At 61.9% G+C, this 21,528-nt stretch carries 19 protein-coding genes and 1 pseudogene; 9 read left to right on the top strand and 11 right to left on the bottom strand.

Annotated elements, in window-relative coordinates; translation table 11 throughout:
* Positions 1-93: 93 nt before the first annotated feature.
* A complete protein-coding gene (locus LU684_RS11560; protein ID WP_016488878.1) occupies positions 94-600 on the top strand; it encodes an Mpo1 family 2-hydroxy fatty acid dioxygenase in 507 nt (168 codons plus the stop codon).
* A gap of 131 nt (positions 601-731) precedes the next feature.
* Here LU684_RS11560 and pcaC read toward each other — a convergent pair whose 3' ends face one another.
* The 7 genes from pcaC to pcaR all read right to left on the bottom strand — a co-directional run bounded on the left by pcaC (position 732) and on the right by pcaR (position 8,728).
* Positions 732-1,127 carry a 4-carboxymuconolactone decarboxylase gene (gene pcaC / locus LU684_RS11555; RefSeq protein WP_016488879.1) on the bottom strand — a complete coding sequence of 132 codons (396 nt, stop codon included), beginning with the start codon at positions 1,125-1,127 and terminating at the stop codon, positions 732-734.
* A 10-nt stretch (positions 1,128-1,137) separates the two neighbouring features.
* The gene (gene pcaD, locus LU684_RS11550) at positions 1,138-1,929 is read right to left on the bottom strand and encodes a 3-oxoadipate enol-lactonase (protein ID WP_016488880.1); all 792 of its coding nucleotides are present in this window, start codon (positions 1,927-1,929) and stop codon (positions 1,138-1,140) included.
* Positions 1,930-1,940: 11 nt separating this feature from the next.
* Entirely contained in the window at positions 1,941-3,293 is a 1,353-nt protein-coding gene (locus tag LU684_RS11545; RefSeq protein ID WP_232894660.1) for a 3-carboxy-cis,cis-muconate cycloisomerase, read from the bottom strand.
* A 9-nt stretch (positions 3,294-3,302) separates the two neighbouring features.
* Complete coding sequence (locus LU684_RS11540; protein WP_016488882.1) at positions 3,303-4,592, bottom strand: MFS family transporter; 1,290 nt, start codon at positions 4,590-4,592, stop codon at positions 3,303-3,305.
* A 185-nt stretch (positions 4,593-4,777) separates the two neighbouring features.
* Entirely contained in the window at positions 4,778-5,980 is a 1,203-nt protein-coding gene (gene pcaF / locus LU684_RS11535; RefSeq protein ID WP_232894659.1) for a 3-oxoadipyl-CoA thiolase, read from the bottom strand.
* A 198-nt stretch (positions 5,981-6,178) separates the two neighbouring features.
* Positions 6,179-7,525, bottom strand: coding sequence for an MFS transporter (locus tag LU684_RS11530; RefSeq protein WP_016488884.1), 1,347 nt, complete (start codon positions 7,523-7,525; stop codon positions 6,179-6,181).
* A gap of 327 nt (positions 7,526-7,852) precedes the next feature.
* A complete protein-coding gene (gene pcaR / locus LU684_RS11525; RefSeq protein WP_016488885.1) occupies positions 7,853-8,728 on the bottom strand; it encodes a pca regulon transcriptional regulator PcaR in 876 nt (291 codons plus the stop codon).
* A 475-nt stretch (positions 8,729-9,203) separates the two neighbouring features.
* Between pcaR and LU684_RS11520 the strand changes: the two genes are divergently transcribed.
* Together LU684_RS11520 and LU684_RS11515 are read left to right on the top strand one after the other, a co-directional pair.
* The gene (locus LU684_RS11520; RefSeq protein WP_016488886.1) at positions 9,204-9,404 is read left to right on the top strand and encodes a hypothetical protein; all 201 of its coding nucleotides are present in this window, start codon (positions 9,204-9,206) and stop codon (positions 9,402-9,404) included.
* A 311-nt stretch (positions 9,405-9,715) separates the two neighbouring features.
* Positions 9,716-11,188: an inorganic phosphate transporter gene (locus tag LU684_RS11515; RefSeq protein WP_024717454.1), complete on the top strand. Its 1,473-nt coding sequence runs from the start codon at positions 9,716-9,718 to the stop codon at positions 11,186-11,188.
* An 87-nt stretch (positions 11,189-11,275) separates the two neighbouring features.
* On the opposite strand, the gene LU684_RS11510 is transcribed toward LU684_RS11515, so the two are convergent.
* The gene (locus LU684_RS11510) at positions 11,276-12,751 is read right to left on the bottom strand and encodes a helicase HerA-like domain-containing protein (protein WP_023048374.1); all 1,476 of its coding nucleotides are present in this window, start codon (positions 12,749-12,751) and stop codon (positions 11,276-11,278) included.
* A 170-nt stretch (positions 12,752-12,921) separates the two neighbouring features.
* Here LU684_RS11510 and LU684_RS30730 point away from each other — a divergent pair.
* The 5 genes and pseudogenes from LU684_RS30730 to LU684_RS11490 form a co-directional block, all read left to right on the top strand.
* A pseudogene (locus LU684_RS30730) lies at positions 12,922-13,938 on the top strand (cache domain-containing protein); the annotation flags it as partial.
* A 93-nt stretch (positions 13,939-14,031) separates the two neighbouring features.
* The gene (locus LU684_RS30725; RefSeq protein ID WP_371262295.1) at positions 14,032-14,796 is read left to right on the top strand and encodes a methyl-accepting chemotaxis protein; all 765 of its coding nucleotides are present in this window, start codon (positions 14,032-14,034) and stop codon (positions 14,794-14,796) included.
* 213 nt (positions 14,797-15,009) lie between these two features.
* Positions 15,010-16,131 carry a glycosyltransferase family 4 protein gene (locus LU684_RS11500; protein WP_232894656.1) on the top strand — a complete coding sequence of 374 codons (1,122 nt, stop codon included), beginning with the start codon at positions 15,010-15,012 and terminating at the stop codon, positions 16,129-16,131.
* Positions 16,124-16,888 (top strand): DUF2334 domain-containing protein, encoded by a 765-nt coding sequence (locus tag LU684_RS11495; protein WP_016488892.1) that lies wholly within the window; start codon positions 16,124-16,126, stop codon positions 16,886-16,888. The genes LU684_RS11500 and LU684_RS11495 overlap by 8 nt, the downstream gene beginning before the upstream one ends.
* Complete coding sequence (locus LU684_RS11490; protein ID WP_016488893.1) at positions 16,885-17,877, top strand: lysylphosphatidylglycerol synthase transmembrane domain-containing protein; 993 nt, start codon at positions 16,885-16,887, stop codon at positions 17,875-17,877. Before LU684_RS11495 ends, LU684_RS11490 begins: the two co-directional genes overlap by 4 nt.
* A gap of 185 nt (positions 17,878-18,062) precedes the next feature.
* Here the strand turns inward: LU684_RS11490 and purU are convergent, their stop codons facing one another.
* The gene (purU, locus tag LU684_RS11480) at positions 18,063-18,914 is read right to left on the bottom strand and encodes a formyltetrahydrofolate deformylase (RefSeq protein ID WP_016488894.1); all 852 of its coding nucleotides are present in this window, start codon (positions 18,912-18,914) and stop codon (positions 18,063-18,065) included.
* Positions 18,915-19,198: 284 nt separating this feature from the next.
* On the opposite strand from purU, the gene mvaT reads away from it, so the two are divergent.
* Complete coding sequence (mvaT, locus tag LU684_RS11475; RefSeq protein ID WP_012273998.1) at positions 19,199-19,576, top strand: histone-like nucleoid-structuring protein MvaT; 378 nt, start codon at positions 19,199-19,201, stop codon at positions 19,574-19,576.
* A 72-nt stretch (positions 19,577-19,648) separates the two neighbouring features.
* On the opposite strand, the gene sbcB is transcribed toward mvaT, so the two are convergent.
* Positions 19,649-21,082: an exodeoxyribonuclease I gene (gene sbcB, locus LU684_RS11470; protein ID WP_023049235.1), complete on the bottom strand. Its 1,434-nt coding sequence runs from the start codon at positions 21,080-21,082 to the stop codon at positions 19,649-19,651.
* Positions 21,083-21,124: 42 nt separating this feature from the next.
* Positions 21,125-21,484 (bottom strand): PilZ domain-containing protein, encoded by a 360-nt coding sequence (locus LU684_RS11465; RefSeq protein WP_016488896.1) that lies wholly within the window; start codon positions 21,482-21,484, stop codon positions 21,125-21,127.
* Positions 21,485-21,528 lie beyond the last annotated feature (44 nt).

Raw genomic sequence — 21,528 nt, 5'->3', positions numbered from 1 at the left:
AGGGTTTCGTGGATCCCTGTGGGAGCGGGTTCACCCGCGAAAGGGCCGGCACTGGCAATACACCTAGATCAGGCACACCAGGGAGGCACAACAATGAAAACCCTCGTCGACCACCTGAGCCAATACGCCAGCTACCACCGCGACCCACGCAACATTGCCACCCACTTCGTCGGCATCCCGCTGATCGTGCTGGCAGTCACCATCCTGCTGTCACGCCCTGGCGGGGAGGTGGCTGGCATGTGGTTGTCCCCTGCCCTGCTGGCAGCGGCGGCCTCGGTGTGGTTCTACCTGCGCCTGGACCTGCGGTTCGGCCTGGTGATGGGGTTGCTGCTGGGCCTGTGCCTGTGGGTCGGCCAGGTGCTGGCCGTGCAGACAACTACGCTGTGGCTCAGCACCGGCCTGGCGGCATTCGTGGCGGGTTGGATCATCCAGTTCGTCGGCCATTACTACGAAGGCCGCAAACCTGCATTTGTCGACGATATCAGCGGCCTGATCATCGGGCCACTGTTCGTGGTGGCAGAAGCCGCGTTCATGCTGGGCCTGTGCCCGAACCTGAAACAGGCCGTAGAAAACAACGCAGGCCCGGTAGCCATGCGTTAGAAGAACACGGTTATGTAAGCATTGGATGGCCCTATCGCCGGCAAGCCAGCTCCCACAGGGATTGCATCAGGCCTGAGGGCAGTGCATTCCCCGTGGGAGCTGGCTTGCCGGCGATAGGGCCAGCGCAGGTATTACTGCTGTCGAGACTCGACACCCAGTTCATCCCACACCGACTCAGCCAGGTGGAACGTGGCGTTGGCTGCCGGAATGCCGCAATAGATGGCACTCTGCATCAGCACTTCCTTGATCTCGTCACGGGTCACGCCATTGTTGGCCGCCGCGCGCAGGTGCAGTTTCAGCTCATCGTTACGGTTCATGCCGATCAGCATGGCAATGGTGATCAGGCTGCGGGTGTGACGGGGCAGGCCCGGGCGGGTCCAGATATCACCCCAGGCGTGGCGGGTGATCATCTCCTGGAACTCGCCATTGAAGTCATTGAGCTTTTCCAGGCTGCGGTCCACGTGGGCATCGCCAAGCACCGCACGGCGCACTTGCATGCCGGCGTCGTAACGTTGTTTCTCATCCATGGCGTTTTCCTCAGTGAGCCAGCAGGAAGTCGAGCACACGGCGGCTGAACGCCTCCCCGATTTCGACGTTGGACAGGTGCGCTGCCGGGAAGTCTACGTACTCGGCACCTTGGATACCGGCCTGCATGAAGCGGCCATGCTCAGGGGTGGTGACCACGTCTTGTGTACCGGCAACGATCAGCGCGGGCACCTGGATGCGGCCCAGTTGTTCACGGTAATCGGCATCACGCACCGCTGCGCAGTTGGCGGCATAACCTTGCGGGCTGGTTTGCGCCAGCATCTGGCAAATGCGCTGGGCTTGCTCAGGCTGGGCCTGGACAAAGCCTGGGGTGAACCAGCGGGCGATAGAGCCATCGCGCAGGTCAACCATGGCCTGCTGGCCACCCTTGAGCACGGTGTCGATACGGGGGTTCCACACCTCGTCACTGGCGATCTTGGCGGCGGTGTTGCACAGGGTCAGGCTGTGCAGGCGCTGGCCGGCGTTGATGCCCAGCCACTGGCCAATCAGGCCACCCATCGACAGGCCGACAAAGTGCGCTTTCTGAATGTCCAGGCCGTCAAGCAGCGCCAGCACGTCACGACCCAATTGCTCGATGCTGTAGGGGCCTTCCGTGACCAACGAGGCACCGTGGCCACGGGTGTCGTAGCGCAGTACACGAAAGTGCTGGCTCCACAAGGGAATCTGGGTGTCCCACATGCCCAGGTCGGTGCCCAGCGAGTTGGACAGGACCAGCACCGGGGCGTTTTCCGGGCCATCGATCTGGTAGTTCAAAACGCCATCGGCCAGTTGCAAATGCGCCACAGCAGTCTCCTTCAGGCAGTGAAATGTTGATGTTCGGATACGGCGCGCGCCACCCAGACGCGGGCCTGGCCCAGGTAGTGGGCAGGGTCGAGCAGGCGATCAAGTTCTTCGGCAGACAGCTCGGCACTGACCTGCGGTTCGTCACCCAGCACAGCACGCAAGTGGCGCTGCTCGGCCACCGCGCGCTGGCAGCATTGTTCGAGCAGGTGGTGGGCACGGTCGCGGCCCAGGCGCTGGGCAAGCACAATACTCACCGCTTCTGCCAGCACCAGCCCTTGGGTCAGGTCGAGGTTACGGCGCATGCGCGCTGCGTCCACTTCCATGCCCTCGGCAATGACCTGGGCCTGGCGCAGCGCGCCGGAGACCAGGCAGCAGATATCCGGGAGGGTTTCCCATTCTGCATGCCACAGGCCCAGGCTGCGCTCATGTTCTTGGGGCATGGCAGCGAACAGCGTCGACACCAGCCCCGGCACACGGGTAGCCGCACCAATCAGCACCGCAGCGCCCACCGGGTTGCGCTTGTGCGGCATGGTCGAAGAGCCGCCCTTGCCCGGCGCAGAAGGCTCGAACACCTCCCCCGCCTCGGTTTGCATCAGCAAGCTGATATCGCGGCCGAACTTGCCCAGGCTGCCGGCCACCAGGCCCAGCACCGAGGCAAACTCCACCAGGCGATCACGCTGGGTGTGCCAGGGTTGTTCAGGCAGGGTCAGCTTCAGCTGCTCGGCCAGGGCCTCGGCCACCGGCATCGCCTTGCTGCCCAAGGCGGCCAGGCTGCCCGACGCGCCGCCAAACTGCAGCACCAGCAAACGCGGGCGCAGTTCCCGCAGGCGGTGGCGGTGACGGGTCAATGCACCCAGCACGCCGGCCAGTTTCATGCCCAGGGTCACCGGGGTGGCATGTTGCAACCAGGTGCGACCTACCAACGGCGTATCAGCATGCTTCAAGGCCTGCTGCGACAGGGTATCGGCCAGTTTACCCAGGTCGGCTTCGATCAGGTCGAGGGCATCGCGCAACTGCAGGACCAACCCGGTGTCCATCGCATCCTGGCTGGTGGCGCCCAAGTGCACATAGCGCTCGGCCTCGGGCACGCCACTGGCAATCACCTTGCCCAACGCCTTCACCAGCGGGATTGCCGAGTTGCCAGCGGTAGCGATGGCATTGGCTAGCGCACCAACGTCATAGCGCTCGGCCTGGCATGCCGCTTCGATGGCAGCCACGGCGCTGTGCGGGACCAGCCCGGCAGCGGCTTCGGCACGGGCCAGTGCGGCTTCGAAATCGAGCATGCCCTGCAGGCGGCCACGGTCGGAGAAAATCTCACGCATGGCCGGCGCGGTGAAGTAGGCGTCGAACAGTTGGTTGGTCATGCCACGTCCTTAGTCATCGTGGTGCAGGTACGCGGCCTGCTTGGGCAGGCGCAGGCTGAACAGGAAGGCAATTGCCATCATGGCCGTCACGTACCAGTAGAAAGTGTTTTCCATACCCAGGGTCTTCAGGCCCAGGGCCACGTACTCGGCAGAGCCGCCGAATGCCGCGTTGGCGACTGCATAGGCCAGGCCCACACCCAGTGCACGCACCTGTGGCGGGAACATCTCCGCCTTCACCAGGCCGCTGATCGAGGTGTAGAAGCTGACGATACACAATGCCAGGCTGATCAGTACGAAGGCCATGAACGGGCTGGTGACGGTTTTCAGCGCCATCAGCAGCGGTACAGTGCACAGGGTACCGAGGGCGCCGAACAGCAGCATCGAATTGCGCCGGCCGATGCGGTCGGACAGCATGCCGAAGAACGGCTGCAGCACCATGAACAGGAACAGCGCGCCGGTCATCACGTAGCTGGCGTTTTTCGCCGTCATGCCAGCGGTGTTGACCAGGTACTTCTGCATGTAGGTGGTGAAGGTGTAGAAGATCAGCGAGCCACCAGCGGTGTAGCCAAGCACGGTAATGAAGGCCGCTGCATGGTTGCGGAACAGGCCACCGATCGAGCCTGCATCCTTGTCATTGCGGGTTTCGGCGCTGCTGGTTTCGTGCAGCGAACGGCGCAACATCAGCGAGATAAGAGCGGCAATGGCCCCCACCACGAACGGAATGCGCCAGCCCCAGGCCCGCAGTTCGTCTTCGGTCAGCAGCTGTTGCAGGATGACCACCACCAGCACCGCCAGCAACTGGCCGCCAATCAGGGTGACGTACTGGAACGAAGCAAAAAAGCCGCGCTGGCCACGAAGGGCCACTTCACTCATGTAAGTGGCCGTGGTGCCGTATTCCCCCCCCACCGACAAGCCCTGGATCAGGCGGGCCAGCAACAGCAACGCTGGCGCCCAGGTGCCAATGCTGCCATAGGTGGGCAGGCAGGCGATCATCAAAGAGCCGAAGCACATCATCAGCACCGAGATCATTAGCGAATTCTTGCGACCATGTCGGTCAGCGAGGCGGCCGAAGATCCAGCCACCGATGGGGCGCATCAAAAAACCTGCGGCGAACACGCCGGCCGTGTTCAACAACTGCACGGTCGGGTCGTCGGAGGGGAAAAAAGCCGGGGCGAAGTAGATTGCGCAGAAGGCGTAGACGTAGAAGTCGAACCATTCCACCAGGTTGCCTGATGAGGCACCGACGATAGCGAAGATGCGCTTGCTGCGTTCTTCGCCGGTGTAATAGGTTGAGGTCATGACGGGTTTACTCCTGGAGGGTACTAGGTAAGTCTAGACATACCTGGTAACACACTCGTTCCGCTATCTGGCTGGCAATTGGCCTTATGTCGAAGCTACCGGCCCTATCGCGGGCAAGCCCGCTCCTACAGGGAGAGCGTGGTTCCTTGTAGGAGCGGGCTTGCCCGCGATAGGGCCGGTACAGGTCAAACCCGCTCGATGGCCAGCGCCAGACCTTGGCCGACACCTACACACATGGTCGCCAGGCCCTTGCGCCCGCCACTTTTCTCCAGCTGATGCAGCGCAGTCAGCACCAGGCGCGCACCGCTCATGCCCAGCGGGTGCCCCAGAGCGATCGCGCCGCCATTAGGGTTCACCTGCGGTGCATCGTCGTCCACACCCAGCTCACGCAGCACCGCCAGGCCTTGGCTGGCAAAGGCTTCGTTGAGCTCGATCACGTCGAAATCACTCACCGCCACCCCCAGGCGCTCGGTCAGCTTACACACCGCTGGCACCGGGCCAATGCCCATCACACGTGGTGCAACACCGCCGCTGGCCATGCCCAGCACGCGGGCGCGCGGGGTCAGGCCGTGCTTCTTCACGGCTTCCGCCGACGCCAGGATCAGCGCCGCAGCACCGTCGTTCACGCCCGAGGCGTTGCCAGCGGTGACTGTCTTGTCCGGGCCATTGACCGGCTTGAGCTTGGTCAGCGCCTCCAGCGTGGTTTCCGGACGCAGGTGCTCGTCACGCTCCACGATGGTTTCGCCCTTCTTGTGCGCAATGCGCACCGGGACGATCTCTTCGGCGAAGAAGCCAGCAGCCTGGGCCGCTGCAGCCTTCTGCTGGCTGCGCAGGGCGAAAGCGTCCTGGTCAGCGCGCGAAACCTGGTAGTCGTCGGCGACGTTATCGGCCGTTTCCGGCATGGAGTCCACACCGTACTGGCTCTTCATCAGAGGGTTGATGAAACGCCAGCCGATGGTGGTGTCTTCAAGCTTCATGTTGCGCGAATAGCCGCTTTCAGCCTTGCCCATGACGAACGGTGCGCGCGACATCGACTCGACACCGCCAGCAATCACCAGCTCCATTTCGCCGCTTGCAATAGCGCGGAAGGCGGTACCAATGGCATCCATGCCCGACGCGCACAGGCGGTTCAGGGTGACACCCGGGATGCTTTCCGGCAGGCCGGCCAGCAGCAGCGCCATACGCGCCACGTTGCGGTTGTCTTCACCGGCCTGGTTGGCGCAGCCGAAGAACACTTCATCAACCTGGTCCCACTGCACGGCAGGGTTGCGCTCGATCAGCGCTTTGAGTGGCACGGCGGCCAGGTCGTCGGCACGCACACTCGCCAGCGCGCCGCCGAAGCGGCCGATGGGGGTGCGGATGGCGTCACAGATAAATACGTCGCGCATTAGGCTTCTCCTGCCACTGGCCATGGGCCGCGGCGGTACGTGTGGAGGCTACTGGTCAGGGTGCTTCGATGAGCCCAGATTAAGGAGACTGACGGTAGGCTTACAATCCGATAATCGACTATCCGTGCGATTATCGAACCATTTGTTACGCTGCTACCTATCTACCTGCTGGGAGCGCTGCACGCGCCCCCTCGCTATTCAGGTCGCGTCGGCGTGGCTTACCAGCCCCTTCACGATCACACCTACGGTCGCCAGTGCCGCTGGCACCAGCAACGCCGTCAGTACCTGTTCGAAGTTCCAGCCCAGGCCCAACAGCGTAGCGCCGCTCCAGGCCCCCAGAATTGCACCAAAGCGGCCGATACCCAGCATCCACGATACACCCGTGGCACGGCCCTGGGTCGGGTAGAAGCGTGCTGCCAACGATGGCATTGCCGATTGCGCGCCGTTCACGCACATACCGGCAATCAGCACCAAGGTGGCCAACACGGTGATGTTGCCCAGGCTCTGCCCCACGGCGTATGCAAACACCCCGGCCAGCAGGTAGAAAATGCCGATCACCTTGTGCGGGTTGTAGCGGTCCATGGCCCAGCCCACACCCACGGCACTCAGCACGCCGCCAAACTGGAACAGCGCGCCGATAAATGCGGCCTGCTCCATGCTCGCGCCGCTGTCACGCATCAGGGTTGGCAACCAGCTGGTCAGCAGGTAGACGATCACCAGGCCCATGAAGTAGGTCAGCCACAGCAGCATGGTGCCCAGGCCATAAGTGCCGGAGAAGATCAGCGCAAAGACGCTGCGGGCGGCTACGGCCTTTTGCTCTGGCACGCTGAAGCTGCCCGCCTCGGCCACCACCTGCGGCGCAATGGGCGAAAGGGTCTTGCGTATCTTGTCGGTACCCCTGTTGCGCACCACCAGGAACCGCGCCGATTCCGGCAGCCAGACCATCAACACCAGCGCCAGCAGCAGTGGCAGCACGCCGCCGATTACCAGCAGGCTGTGCCAGCCATAGGCCGGGATCATCTTGGCGGAAATGAAGCCACCACCGGCCATGCCCAGGTTGAAGCCGCAGAACATGCTGGTCACCAGCAGCGATTTGAGGCGCTCGGGGGTGTATTCGGACAGCAGTGTGGTTGCATTGGGCATACCGGCACCCAGACCCAGGCCGGTCAGGAAGCGCAGTACCAGCAACTGGTCGACGTTGGTGGCATAGGCTGAGGCCAGGCTGAAACCGCCAAACACCAGCACCGCGCCCACCAGCACGCCTTTACGGCCGAAGCGGTCAGCCAACGGCCCGGAGCCCAGGGCACCGAACACCATACCGATCAATGCGGCGCTCATCACCGGGCCAAGGCTCGCCCGGTCGATGCCCCACTCCTGCGACAGCGCCGGGGCGATGAAGCCCATGGCGGCAGTGTCCAGGCCATCGAGGAAGACGATCAGGAAGCACAGCAACACGACCCGCCACTGGTAGCGGGAAAGCGGCTGCTGATTGATGAACGACTGAACGTCGAGGCTTTTGCCGACGTTGTTTTGCGCTTGGTTCATTGTTGTTGTCCAGAATGTTGGGCACAGCCAGACCACTGCACACGGGCAACCGGCACAGAGGACGATGATTGGGGGAATATGGCCTGCGTCAGCCTGGATACAAGGGTACTGCGTGCGGGTGCGGCCGCAGCAGCAAGTGGACAGTATTCATGGTAAGTGCCTCTTGTATTTTTTGTTCGGTCGGCATGGCCGACCGTTGCGAGAGACATTAATCAGCGGGCGGCGGTGGCGCAATTCGCCCGGAGCGACACTGTGCGTTTATCGCACAAGAAACCGTTTTGCCTGTTCTAAATGTCAAAGGGGGGCGCTCCGCGGCCCCCTTCAATCTCAGCCAAACAACTGATGGCAAAGGTCCCGGCTGGCCGCCAGCAGGATCGGCAGGAAGCGCTGTTCCAGCTCACTGCGTGTCACCCGCCCCACATGGGTGCTCACGTTCAACGCCGCCAACACTTGCCCCGATGCATCGTAGATCGGCACGGCAATCGAACGCAGCCCCTGCTCCAGCTCCTGGTCCACCACGCACCAGCCTTGGGCGCGTACCTGCTGGATGCAGGCGAACAGTGACTCGGGGTCATGCAAGGTACGGCTGGTACGCGCCTTCAGGTCGGCACGCTCCAGGTATTCACGCAGGCTGGTGTCGTCCATGGCCGCCAGCAGGATGCGCCCCATGGATGTGCAGTAGGCCGGCAGGCGCCCGCCCACCGACAGGTCGACCGATATCAGCCGCTCCACCGTGGCCGAACGGGCTATATAAAGAATGTCGTCGCCTTCAAGGGTGGCCATGTTGGCGGCTTCGTGCAATTGGTCACTGATACGGTCGAGATAAGGCTGGGCAGAGATCGCCAGTGGCGTAGACGACAGGTAGGCGTGCCCCAGCGTCAGCACTTTGGGCAGCAGCGAATAGGTACGCCCGTCGGAGGTGGCGTAACCCAGCTTGATCAGTGTGTGCAGGCAACGGCGCACCGCGGCTCGGGGGATTTCGGTGCGGTGGCTGATCTGGGCGATGGTCAGGTGGCGCTTGCGTTCCTGAAAGGCCTGGATCACGGCCAGGCCACGTGCCAGGGAGGTCATGAAGTCTGGATCGCCGGTAAACGCCTGGATGCGCTTGGCCGGTGAAGCCACGATCGGCGGGGCCATGGCGGCCGATGGGGGTCGCGCCGGCTCTGGATTGACCGAATCATTGACCAGGGTTTCGTCACTCATCGCACACCTCAAAAAAAAACGCCCACTCGTTCGATTATCGAACAAACGGCCGATAATCGCAATTGACCGCTGACACGTTTGCTTATACCTTTCTCATGCCACTTGTGGCTTCTTTGGAGAGACTGGTCAGGTACCCACCGTAGAAGTCCCCAGGCAACGGCCTCGCCTCTTGGCGAGGCCGTTTTTCATTCTGGCGTCGCCCTGGCATTGCGGCGAACTTTTATCCGTCATGCCTTTCAAACTTGTACGAAGCGTCCGAACTGTTTCCGCCCCTGCCACTCGTTGCGTCAGGTGCTGTCAGGGTTCGGTAAATAACGATGTTCGGCGAATTATCGGTTGCTATAATCATTGCGCAGGCCCGGGCGCTAGCATGGCAGCGGCTTATTCCGCTGTATCTAGCCGTTGCGGCCAGCCAGGCATGTGCACGCTGCACATCGCATAACAAACGTCATCACACTTAATTCAGGTACTGCATGTGACGAAAGATGAACTGCGCGCAGAACTCGAGCGCCAGGCTGAACGTTACAAGGATGTTTACGGTGGTGAAGTCACCACTTACGCCGCACAACCGGATCCGGAACGCAAACCCTGGCGCAAACGTGCCAGCGTGCGCGACCAGGCGTTCAACCAGGAACTTGAACGCATTGAAAAGGAACTGCGCAGCGACAATCCCTGACCCGGGACCATGCCAGCGCGTCATCGCCCGGCCAGCCCGGGCGAGGTCGATCTTTACCGCCTGACCGAAGATGAAATGGATTTTCACAAATTTCATACGACCGTTTGAATGATGGCGAAACGGCCATTTCTTCGCTTTTTTGCCTGATTTCGCCAGGCTTTGCGCTTTTTAGCAGACATTTTCCTGCCTGATTGCCCCAGTGCGCATCCCATGCTCACGCCATGAAGATTGCCATCGGTCTGTAGCAGGTGCATCGATTGCCAAGGTTTTCTGGCATAATCCCGCCCCCCTATACCCGCCAGACAACCTTCATGATCGATTTATTCAGCGGACTGGATGCCTGGGTGTTGGTGAGCCTGCTGCTCGCCTTGACCTTCGTACTCGCCTTCGAGTTCATCAATGGCTTTCATGACACCGCCAATGCGGTAGCTACAGTCATCTACACCAAAGCCATGCCGCCGCACCTCGCCGTGTTCTTCTCCGGTGTGTTCAACTTCCTTGGCGTTCTGCTCGGCGGTGTGGGGGTGGCCTATGCCATCGTGCACCTTCTGCCGGTAGAACTGCTGATCAATGTGAACACCGGACACGGCCTGGCCATGGTCTTCTCGCTGCTGGCTGCCGCCATCACCTGGAACCTGGGTACCTGGTACTTTGGCATCCCGGCCTCGAGTTCGCACACGCTGATCGGCTCCATTCTCGGTGTCGGCCTGGCCAACGCCCTTATCAACGACATTCCGTTGGGTGATGGCGTCAACTGGCAGAAGGCGATCGACATCGCCATGTCGCTGGTGGTTTCGCCAATGGCCGGCTTTGCCGTGGCGGCCCTGGTGCTGATCGGCCTGAAGTGGTGGCGCCCGCTGTCGAAGATGCACAAAACCCCCGACCAGCGTCGCAAACTCGACGACAAGAAGCACCCGCCATTCTGGAACCGCATGGTACTGGTGGTTTCGGCCATGGGCGTGAGCTTCGTGCACGGCTCCAACGACGGCCAGAAAGGCATCGGCCTGATCATGCTGGTGCTGATCGGTATTGTCCCGGCCAAGTTCGTCCTCGACCTGAACAGCACCACCTACCAGATCGAGCGTACCCGCGACGCTACCCTGCACATGAGCCAGTTCTACCAGCGCAACGCCGCCACCCTGGGCGAATTCCTGGCACTGGGCAAGGCCAAGTCCAGCGACCTGCCGGAGAAGTTCAGCTGCAACCCGCAGCAGACCGAGCCGACCATCGCCGCGCTGCAGTCTTCGCTTCAGGGCGTGACCGACTACCACAGCCTGGATGCCGACAAACGTGTTGAAGTGCGCCGCTACCTGCTGTGCCTGGATGACACCGCGAAAAAGGTCGGCAAGCTGCCGGGCCTCGAGGCCCGTGAAAAGGCCGACCTGGAAAAACTCCGCAAAGACCTGACCGCCACTACCGAATACGCACCATTCTGGGTGATCGTGGCCGTCGCCCTGGCCCTGGGCCTGGGCACCATGGTTGGCTGGAAGCGTGTGGTACTCACCGTTGGCGAAAAAATCGGCAAGCAGGGGATGACCTATGCCCAAGGCATGTCGGCACAAATCACTGCCGCCTGCGCCATCGGCATGGCCAACGTGTTCGCCCTGCCGGTATCGACCACACACGTGCTGTCGTCCGGTGTAGCCGGCACCATGGTTGCCAACAAGAGCGGCCTGCAAGGCGGCACGGTGAAGACCATCCTGCTGGCCTGGGTCCTGACCCTGCCGGCTTCGATGGGCCTGGCCGCCGGCCTGTTCTGGCTGGCATCCAAAGCCATTGGCTGAGTGACACCGCAATAGAAAAAGGCGCCTCATGGGCGCCTTTTTCACAGGAGTCATTCCTGTACCGGCGATAGGGCCGGTACAGGCAAACTACCTTTTCTTGCCCCCCAGCAACGATCCCATCAGCCCTCGCACCAGCTGTCGCCCCAACTGATTGGCCGCCTGGCGCACTGCCGACTTGATCGCCTGCCCCGCCGCACTTTGCAAGAAGTCGCCGGCCTTGTCGGCAAAGCTCTCCTCGTCCACCTTCGGTTGCGGCGCCGGCTCCAACGCCTCGCCCTTGCGCTGGGTCAGCCTCTCATAGGCCGACTCACGGTCCACCGGTTTGTCATAGCGCCCCACCAGCGGCGAAGCAGCAATCAGCGCAGCTCGCTCGGCCGCACTCAGTGGCCCGATACGCGACTGCGGCGGCGCAATCAGCACCCGCTGCACCATGGCAGGCGTGCCCTTTTCCTCCAAGGTACCCACCAACGCCTCGCCAATCCCCAGCTCGGTCAGCACCGCCAGGGTGTCGAATGCCGGGTTCGGGCGAAAGCCATCGGCCACCGCCCTCAGCGACTTCTGCTCCTTGGCGGTAAACGCCCGCAAGCCATGCTGTATGCGCAAACCCAACTGGGCCAGCACCGCATCCGGCAAGTCACCCGGTGACTGGGTGACGAAATACACCCCCACACCCTTGGAGCGGATCAGCCGCACCACCTGCTCCAGGCGGTCCTGCAACGCTTTTGGCGTACCGTTGAACAGCAAGTGCGCTTCATCGAAGAACAAGGCCAGCACCGGCTTGTCGGCATCTCCACGCTCGGGCAACTGCTCGAACAGCTCGGCCAGCAGCCACAGCAGGAAAGTCGCGTACACCTTGGGCGCCTCATGCACCAGCCGGCTGGCGTCGAGCAGGTGGATGCGCCCACGGCCATCCAAATCTGGCCGCAGCAGGTCCTCGAGCTGCAATGCCGGCTCGCCGAACAGCGCCTCGGCGCCCTGCTGCTCCAAGGTCGCCAGGCGCCGCAACAGCGCCTGGGTCGAGGCCGTGGTCATCAGCGCACTGTCTTCCCCCAGCAATTGTGGGTTGTCCTTCAGGTGCGCGAGCAGCGCCTTGAGGTCCTTGAGGTCCAGCAGCAACAGGCCCTCACGGTCGGCCACCTTGAAAGCTGCATACAGCGCCGCCTGCTGACTGTCGGTCAGTTCCAGCAGGTTGCCCAGCAGCAACGGCCCCATTTCACTGAGGGTAGTGCGCAGCGGGTGGCCGGACTGCCCGGCGATGTCCCAGAGGCTAACCGGGTAGGCCTGAGGCGTGTGCCCCAGCCACGGCATGCCGGCGATGCGTTCGGCCACCTTGCCCTGCGGCGCGCCGGCAGCCCCCAGCCCACACAGGTCACCTTTGACATCGGCCGCGAATACGGCCACCCCTGCGTCACTGAACGCTTCTGCCAGGTGCTGCAAGGTCACGGTCTTGCCAGTACCCGTCGCGCCCGCCACCAGGCCATGGCGGTTGGCCAGCCGCATCGCTTGCCCGACTGGCTGGCCATCTGGTCCAGCACCCACAACTATGGTCGAAGTTTCCGACATCTCTGCAATCCTCTGCTCAAGCTTTGCCTTAATTCGGCCGATACCTTTGGGTGATATTCGCCTTAATTAGAGAGGAACAACCGAAAAGGGACTTTTCGGGATGTTGCACTGCTTTGCGGCTCCACCCGTGCGAACGCCTGATATAACACCTTAGCGGAACCGATTACGCCATGAACAAAAGCCTTCGTTTCAGCCACAAGATTCTTTTGGCAGCATCATTGATCGTGATACTCGCCTTCAGCCTGTTCACGCTCTACAACGATTACCTCCAGCGTAATGCGATCCGCGCGGACCTGGAAAACTATCTCGCTGAAATGGGCGCCTCCACTTCGACCAACATCCGCAACCTGTTCGATGGCCGTATTAAGCTGGTGGAAAACCTGGCACAGAACATTGCCCAAAACCCAACCAACGCCGAAACCCTGATGGGCCAGAATGCGTTGATTTCCAGCTTCCTCACCGTTTACCTGGGCAAGGTGGACGGCGGCTTCAGCGTGCGCCCGGACGCAAAAATGCCCGATGGCTACGACCCGCGCACCCGCCCCTGGTACAAGGACGGCATGAACGCCACCGGCGCGACACTGACCGAACCGTACATCGACATGACCACCAACAAGATGGTCATTGGCATCCTCAGCAAGGTTTCCAGCAGTGTCGGCGTGGTCGGGGGCGACCTGGCCCTGGACGGCCTGGTGCAGATCATCAACTCGCTGAACTTCGGCGGCATGGGCTACGCCTTCCTGGTGAACGACCAGGGCAAGATCCTGGTGCACCCTGACCAAGACCTGGTGATGAAGTCGCTGTCGGACCTGTTCCCGCAGCACACGCCAAAGCTGACCGGTGAGCTGACCGAAGTGCAGAGCGAAGGCAAGACCCGCCTGCTGACCTTCACCCCGATCACCGGCCTGCCTTCGGCCAACTGGTACATCGGCCTGTCAGTGGACAAGGACAAGGCCTTCTCGATGCTGAGCACTTTCCGCACCTCGGCGGTGATCGCCACGGTGGTGGCGGTGGTGATCATCATCGGCCTGCTTGGCCTGCTGATCAGCGTGCTGATGCAGCCGCTGCATACCATGACCCGCGCCATGGAAGACATCGCCGAGGGTGAAGGCGACCTGACCAAACGCCTGCGCATTCACAACCACGACGAGTTCGGCATCCTGGGCACCGCCTTCAACCGTTTCGTCGAGCGTATTCACAGCTCCATCGCCGAAGTGTCCTCGGCCACCGAGCAGGTCAACGAAGTGGCCCTGCGTGTCATCAGCGCCTCGAACTCGTCGATGACCAATTCTGACGAACAGTCCAACCGTACCAACAGCGTGGCCGCCGCCATCAACGAACTGGGCGCCGCCGCCCAGGAAATCGCCGGCAACGCTGCTCAGGCGTCGCAGCACGCCAGCTCGGCTCGCTTGCTGGCCGAAGAGGGTCAACAGGTGGTCGAGCGCAACATTGCGGCAATGAACCGCCTGTCCGACCTGATCGTCAGCTCCAGCGGTCACATCGAGACGCTGAACAACAAGACCGTCAACATTGGCCAGATCCTCGAAGTGATCACCAGCATTTCCCAGCAAACCAACCTGCTGGCGCTGAACGCCGCCATCGAAGCGGCCCGCGCCGGTGAAGCCGGCCGTGGTTTTGCCGTGGTGGCCGATGAAGTGCGCAACCTGGCGCACCGTACCCAGGAATCGGCGCAGCAAGTGCAGACCATGATCGAAGAGCTGCAGGTGGGCGCCCGCGCGTCGGTCGAGACCATGGACCAAAGCCAGCGCCACAGCCAGGACAGTGTGCAGATCGCCAACCAGGCCGGTGAGCGGCTGGACAGCGTTACCGTACGCATCAGCGAGATCGACGGCATGAACCAGTCGGTGGCCACCGCCACCGAAGAGCAGACCGCCGTGGTCGAGGCGATCAACATGGACATCAACGAGATCAACATGCTCAACCAGGAAGGCGTGGAGAACCTGCAAGCCACCTTGCGCGCCTGCTCGGACCTTGAGCAGCAGGCCGGCCGCCTGAAGCACCTGGTGGGCAGTTTCCGCATCTAAAGACACTGTTTCGCGGGCACGCCCGCTCCCGCAACGACTGACACAAACCTCAAGGTCTGTGCAGTCTCTGCGGCAGCGGGCGTGCCCACAAAGAAACCAACACCCCCCTCAGCCCTGGGCCGCCAAACCCCGATCGAACAAACTATCCTTCACACAGGTCAACCTGTAGGCGCGTCATCGCCGGATGACAAGCCCGAAGATGATCCTGGAGGGATGCTGATCGTGCACATCGCCGACATCACCATGTTCTATGCCCCGGCCAGCGGCGGCGTACGAACCTATCTTGATGCCAAACACCGCCGCCTCGACGCCATTCACGGCGTACGCCACAGCCTGCTGATACCCGGTGCCAGTGCACAGCACGCCGATGGCATCTATCAGGTGCCCGCCCCGCCTCTGCCATTCGGCAAGGGTTACCGCTTCCCGGTGCGCCTGGCCCCCTGGTGCAATGAACTGCGACGGCTCAAGCCCGACCTGATCGAGGTCGGCGACCCCTATCTGACCGCCTGGGCTGCGCTGGAGGCCCGGCGTCAACTCGATGTGCCAGTGATCGGCTTCTATCATTCAGACCTGCCGTTGTTGGTCAGCAACCGCATGGGCAACTGGTTCACGCCCAATGTCGAGGCCTACGTCAGCAAGCTGTACGGCAATTTCGACCGGGTGCTGGCGCCCAGCCAGGTCATGGCCGACAAACTGCGCCGCCTGGGTGTACGCGATGTGCATGTGCAGCGCCTGGGGGTGGACCTGGCCACCTTCAACCCAGACCAGCGCGACCCGCACCTGCGCGCGCAACTGGGCATCGCTGACACCAGCCGCCTGCTGATCTATGCCGGCCGCGGCTCGCGGGAAAAGAACCTGCCAGTGCTGCTCGACTGCATGCAGCAGCTGGGTAGCCCCTACCACCTGCTGCTGGTGGGTTCGAACATGCCGGCCAATGTGCCGCGCAACGTCAGCGTGATCGACCACTTCTGCCCCGCGCCGGAAGTTGCCCGGCTGCTGGCCAGCGCCGACTTGCTGGTGCACGCCGGGGACCAGGAAACCTTTGGCCTGGTCATTCTTGAAGCGATGGCCAGCGCCATCCCGGTGGTGGCTGTACGCGCCGGTGCCTTCAGTGAAATCGTCAACGAACAGTGCGGCCGCCTGTGCCGCGCCAATGATGGCCACGCCATGGCGGCAGCCGTGCGCGAGGCGTTCGAGGCCGGCGTACGTATACTCGGGGCGCAGGCGCGCCGCCATGTGGAGCAGCATTATTCATGGGACAACGTGGTGTGCGGCCTCCTGCAGCACTACCACGCGGTGCTCGGCCACCCACTGCAGGTGCGCGCCCATGGCTGAGGCATGGCCGGCGTCGCGCAGCCTGATGCTGGTGCTGCATGACGTCGCGCCCGAGACCTGGCCAGACTATCAACCCTTCGTCGAAGCCGTCGACACCCTCGGCGGCGTCCCCATGACCTGGCTTGTGGTGCCAGACTTTCACCAGCGCAACCTGCTGCTGCGTTCGCCCACCTTCTGCCGCCTCCTTGACCGGCGCCTGGCCCAGGGCGATGAACTGGCCTTGCACGGCTACTACCATGCCGACAACAGCCCACCGCCCCGCACACCCGGCGACTACTTCATGCGCCGTATCTACACCCACGAAGGTGAATTCTACGGCCTGGACCAGCAGCAGGCCCTGCAACGGCTGGAGCGCGGCCTGGCACTGTTCCACCAGCAAGGCTGGCCTGTAGCAGGCTTTGTAGCGCCGGCCTGGCTGATGAGCGAAGGCACCCGCCAGGCCCTGCGCCGCCTTCCCCTGCGCTACACCAGCACGCCGCAGCACCTGTACCGCTTGCCGGACTTCACCGCGATCGAAGCCCCGGGGCTGGTGTGGAGTGCCCGCAGCGCGTGGCGCCGAGGGCTTTCCAGGGTGCTGTGCGACTGGCAATGCCACCGGTGGCGCAATGCCGAGACCCTGCGCCTGGGCCTGCACCCGGTGGACATGCGCCACCGTTCATCCCGGGACTACTGGCTGAACACCTTGCGCAGCTTGCTGGCTCAAGGCCGCGAGCCCCTGACCAAGTCGGCCTGGCTGGACCGCAAGGCAAGCGCATGAACCGCCTGGCCTGGCTGGGCCTGACACTGCTGGCGGCGGTGCTCGTGCCGATCCTGCTCGGTGGCAGCGAGCTGCTGCCGAGGCTACAACGCTTCGATCCTGTGCTGATGCTCACCCTGCTGGGCATGATTCTGCTGTGCTGGGCCATCAACGCCATTCGCTTGCGCCTGTTGCTCGGCCAGCAGGGAGCCAGGCTTGGGCCCCTGCGTAGCCTGGGCGTGATAATGGCCACCGAATTTGCCATCTGCACCACCCCCGGTGGCAGCGGCGGGCCCTTGACCCTGATGGCCCTCCTGGCACGTGACCGCATCAGCGCGGCACGCAGCGGCGCTGTATTCGCCATGGACCAGTTGAACGATCTGGTGTTCTTCTTCTGCGCCATGCTGGCAATAGCTGGCTACGCGCTGTTCCACAGCCTGGGCCGCAGCCAGGAAAGCATGTTGTTGGGCAGTGCGCTGCTACTGTGCACAGCACTGGCCGGGGTGGTCGGGCTACTACGCTATCGCCGTCAGGTCATGCGCTTGAACGGCAGGCTGCTGCGGCGCCTGGGCATGAGCCAGCAGCGCAAACGTCGCTGGGCGCGCAAGCTGTTGCACTTCGTGCAAGCGCTGACGCAAACCTGGCAGCTGCCCAAGCGCACACTGAGCCTGGTGTTCACCTTGACCTGTGCACACTGGGGTCTGCGCTACAGCGTGTTGTACCTTGTCTTGAGGGGATTGGGGGTGGACCTGGCCTGGATCCCCAGTTTTCTGGTGCAGATGCTGTCGCTCAGCGCCGGCCAGCTCAGCCTGCTGCCAGGCGGCGCCGGTGCCGCCGAGCTGACCTCGGCCAGCCTGCTGACGCCATGGGTGGGCGGCTCTACCGCCGCCGCGGCCATCCTGATATGGCGGGCGGTTACCTACTACTTTTATCTGCTGGCGGGTGGGCCGGTGTTCGTGTGCCTGCTGGCGCGTCCGTTGCTGGAGCGCTGGCGGCGTCAGGCGGGTTGAGCTGTTGCCAGAGTTCGGCAGCGCCGGGGAAGTCGGTGCCGTCAGTATCATCCAGGGCTTCGGGGTCGTAGCGGGCCAGGCAACCTTCGCCGAGAGTGGGAGGTGGTGAGGCATTGGGGGTGTTGCGTTGTGTGGCCATCAGTGTTCCTTTCAAGATTGCAGGGGCGCTTTGCGCCCCTGCATCATCAATCGAAAACGACAGTCTTGTTGCCATGCACCAGCACCCGGTCTTCCAGGTGATAACGCAGGCCGCGGGCCAGCACCATCTTCTCTACATCACGGCCAAAGCGGACCATGTCCTCGATGCTGTCGGCATGGCTGACACGCACCACGTCCTGCTCGATGATCGGGCCGGCGTCCAGTTCTTCGGTGACGTAGTGGCAGGTCGCGCCGATCAGTTTCACGCCACGCAGGGCGGCTTGGTGGTAAGGCTTGGCACCGACGAACGACGGCAGGAAGCTGTGGTGGATGTTGATCACTTTTTCAGCAAAGTCCCGGCACAGTTGCGGCGGCAGGATTTGCATGTAACGGGCCAGCACCACCACATCGGCGGCGTGCTCCTGAACCAGGCGCGACACTTCGGCAAAGGCCGGGGCCTTGTCCTTGGGGTCAACCGGCACGTGGAAGAAAGGAATGCCGTGCCACTCGACCATGCTGCGCAGGTCGTCGTGGTTGGAAATCACGCAAGGGATCTCGCAGTCCAGTTCATCAGTGTGCCAGCGGTGCAGCAGGTCGGCCAGGCAGTGCGACTCTCGGCTGGCCATCAGAACCACACGCTTTTTCTGCGCCGAGTCGGTAATGCGCCAGGTCATGGAGAACTCTTCGGCGATCGGCGCAAACGCCTCGCGGAAGGCTTCGATACCGAACGGCAGGGATTCGGCGCGGATCTCATGGCGCATGAAGAACCAACCGCTCTGCTCGTCAGAGTGGTGACTGGCTTCGTTGATCCAGCCATTGTACAAGGCCAGGAAATTACTGACTTTCGCCACGATGCCGACACGGTCGGGGCAGGCGATCACCAGACGATAGGTGCGCATGAATGAGACTCCAGAACTTCGCAAAGGCGCCTATTCTAGCGGCACGCCAGAAAAAACGCAGTATTGATCGCAGCCACGATGGCGTATGCCGGTCGCCATACACAGCGCAGGCATTGCCTGACAGACACGTGGAAAAACAGGGTTTTTAAGTAAATTTTTGTTCACGTAGAGAAATATTGTCACAGCTTAATTAACAGTTAATCGCCCAATATCATGTTTACTTGCGACTATCGCCTGTCTATTATTGCTCCACACATTTCTGAACACGCATTAAGGAACACTCCATGTCCCTGATCAACGAGTACCGCGCTACCGAAGAAGCCATCAAGGAACTTCAGGCCCGCCTGGCCAACCTGTCGCAGGATGACAAGCTCAAAAAAGAACTGGAGTTCGAAGGCAAACTGCGCACTCTGATGGGCGAGTACTCCAAGTCGTTGCGCGACGTGATTGCCCTGCTCGACCCAGAATCGAAACTGAGCAAGGCACCTCGCGGTGCGGTCAAGACTACTGCCACCAAACGTGCGCGCAAGGTCAAGCAATACAAAAACCCGCACAACGGTGAAGTCATCGAAACCAAAGGCGGCAACCACAAAACCCTGAAAGAGTGGAAAGCCACTTGGGGTGGTGATGTGGTTGAGAGCTGGGCAACCCTGCTGGACTGATTGTCCGCATTTGCCTTTTGCTTGTCGCAACAAAAACGCCGGCACATTGCCGGCGTTTTTGTTGCCCCGCTGTCAGCCAATTGCAAATTGTTCCTGCAGTTGCCGGGCGTGCAGTTGCCAAGCTTCCAGCACACGCCGCCCAGCCTCGTCAGCGCCTTCCCAGGCTTTTTGACGCGCCTGTTCGAAGTCGCCCAGCGTATTGGGCGCCCCCCACTGCGGGTCGCTCAGGCGCTGCTGACAAAAGCCATACCAGCGCTGACGCTCTTCGCTGGTCAAGGTTTCGGGGAAGTTGCGCGCCCGATAGCGGAACAGCAATTCCGGTAAACGCGGGTCATCGAACATCCACTGCCCACGGCCCAACTGCGCGGGTTCCAGCATACGCACTTGCTCACATAAGCGGCGGTCTCGGTCCCCTACAAAACCGTCATACAACTGTTGTTCCGGGTCTTCTGTCGGGGTGAAGTCTTCCTTGCCGTAGATGTGCGCCAGCTTGTCTTGCCATTGCGCCTGTTGATTAGCCAACTGTTCGCCGCGCAATTGTAACAACGTCAAGTCCAGGCCTAATCGTTGTTGGTCGGCCGGGCGCAATACCGACAGTGGCGCCAGTACCGGGCAGCGATTGATCTGTACCAGTTTGAGCGGCACCGGTAATTCACCCTCGGCCAGTGCTTCATGACGGGTATACAAGCGCTGGCGTAGAACCTCGGCACTTTCCCTTAGTAACGGTAGGGGTTCCTGATGCAAGTCGCAGACGATCAGCGCATTGCGATTACGTGGGTGCCACGCTAATGGCAGTACGACACCCAGGTAATTACGCGCCGCCGAAAAGCGCCCGGATATGTGCACCAGTGGCTGCAACAAACGGATCTGCTCCATCACTTTATGCTTGCTGCGCAACTGGAAGAGCCACTCATACAACTTGGGTTGTTTCTGCCGAATCAGACGGGCCAGCGCAATGGTTGCCCGCACGTCGGAAAGCGCTTCGTGGGCATGCCCATGGTCAATGCCATTGGCTTTGCTCAACAGTTCCAGGCGCAGGCTGGTGCGCCCATCCTGTTGCGGCCATTGAATACCGTCAGGGCGCAACGCGTAGGCGGTTCGCACGATATCGATCAGGTCCCAGCGGCTGTTGCCGCCCTGCCACTCCCGGGCATAGGGGTCGAAAAAGTTTCGGTACAAACTGTAGCGGGTCACTTCATCGTCAAAACGCAGGGTGTTGTAGCCAGCACCACAGGTGCCCGGGTGTGCCAGTTGCGCATGCACCCGGGTCATGAACTCGGCCTCGCACAGGCCTTGCTCGGCCAGCAACTGCGGGGTAATGCCAGTCACCAGGCAAGCCGCCGGGTGTGGCAGGATGTCATCGGAAGGCCGGCAATAAAGGCTGATCGGCTCATCGATTTCGTTAAGGTCGAAATCGGTGCGCACGCCGGCCACCTGCAGCGGCCGGTCGCAACGCGGGTTGATGCCGGTGGTTTCGTAGTCGTGCCAGAAAATGCTTGAGGTCACGGGGTCGTCCTGTATCAAGGTCGACCCGATTCTAGCGCAGCCTCAGACAGAAGCGTTGGCAGGCAGGAAACTGAAATAATCACGCAGTGAGCGCACGAACTCGTCGAATTCGCGAGGCGCCTGCAACAGCATGAAGCCGGAATCGTAGTGGCCTGGCGTCTGGTCTTCGCGGCACCACAGGCAACTGGCGGTCAGGTTGACGAACTGATGCCCGCCGCCAACCAGCGGCAAGCGCAATTGCAGTTCGTAATCGGGCCCTACCAGCACAGGCAGCTGGCTGATGACCATCAGCCCATCCTCGGAGGCATTACCCAGCTGGCCGATCTCCTGACCGGTAAAACGGTTGAATACCTTGAGGATACAAGGCAGCTGATGACGCTCGATGTGGCGCTTGTTGAACATGATCGCGTGTGTATTCCGTACCTGGTGCCAGGAATACAAGGTAC

It is taken from the genome of Pseudomonas sp. NMI542_15, from assembly GCF_021283425.1.
GTDB lineage: Bacteria > Pseudomonadota > Gammaproteobacteria > Pseudomonadales > Pseudomonadaceae > Aquipseudomonas > Aquipseudomonas fortuita.
This window is presented reverse-complemented; position numbering and strand designations above follow the sequence as displayed.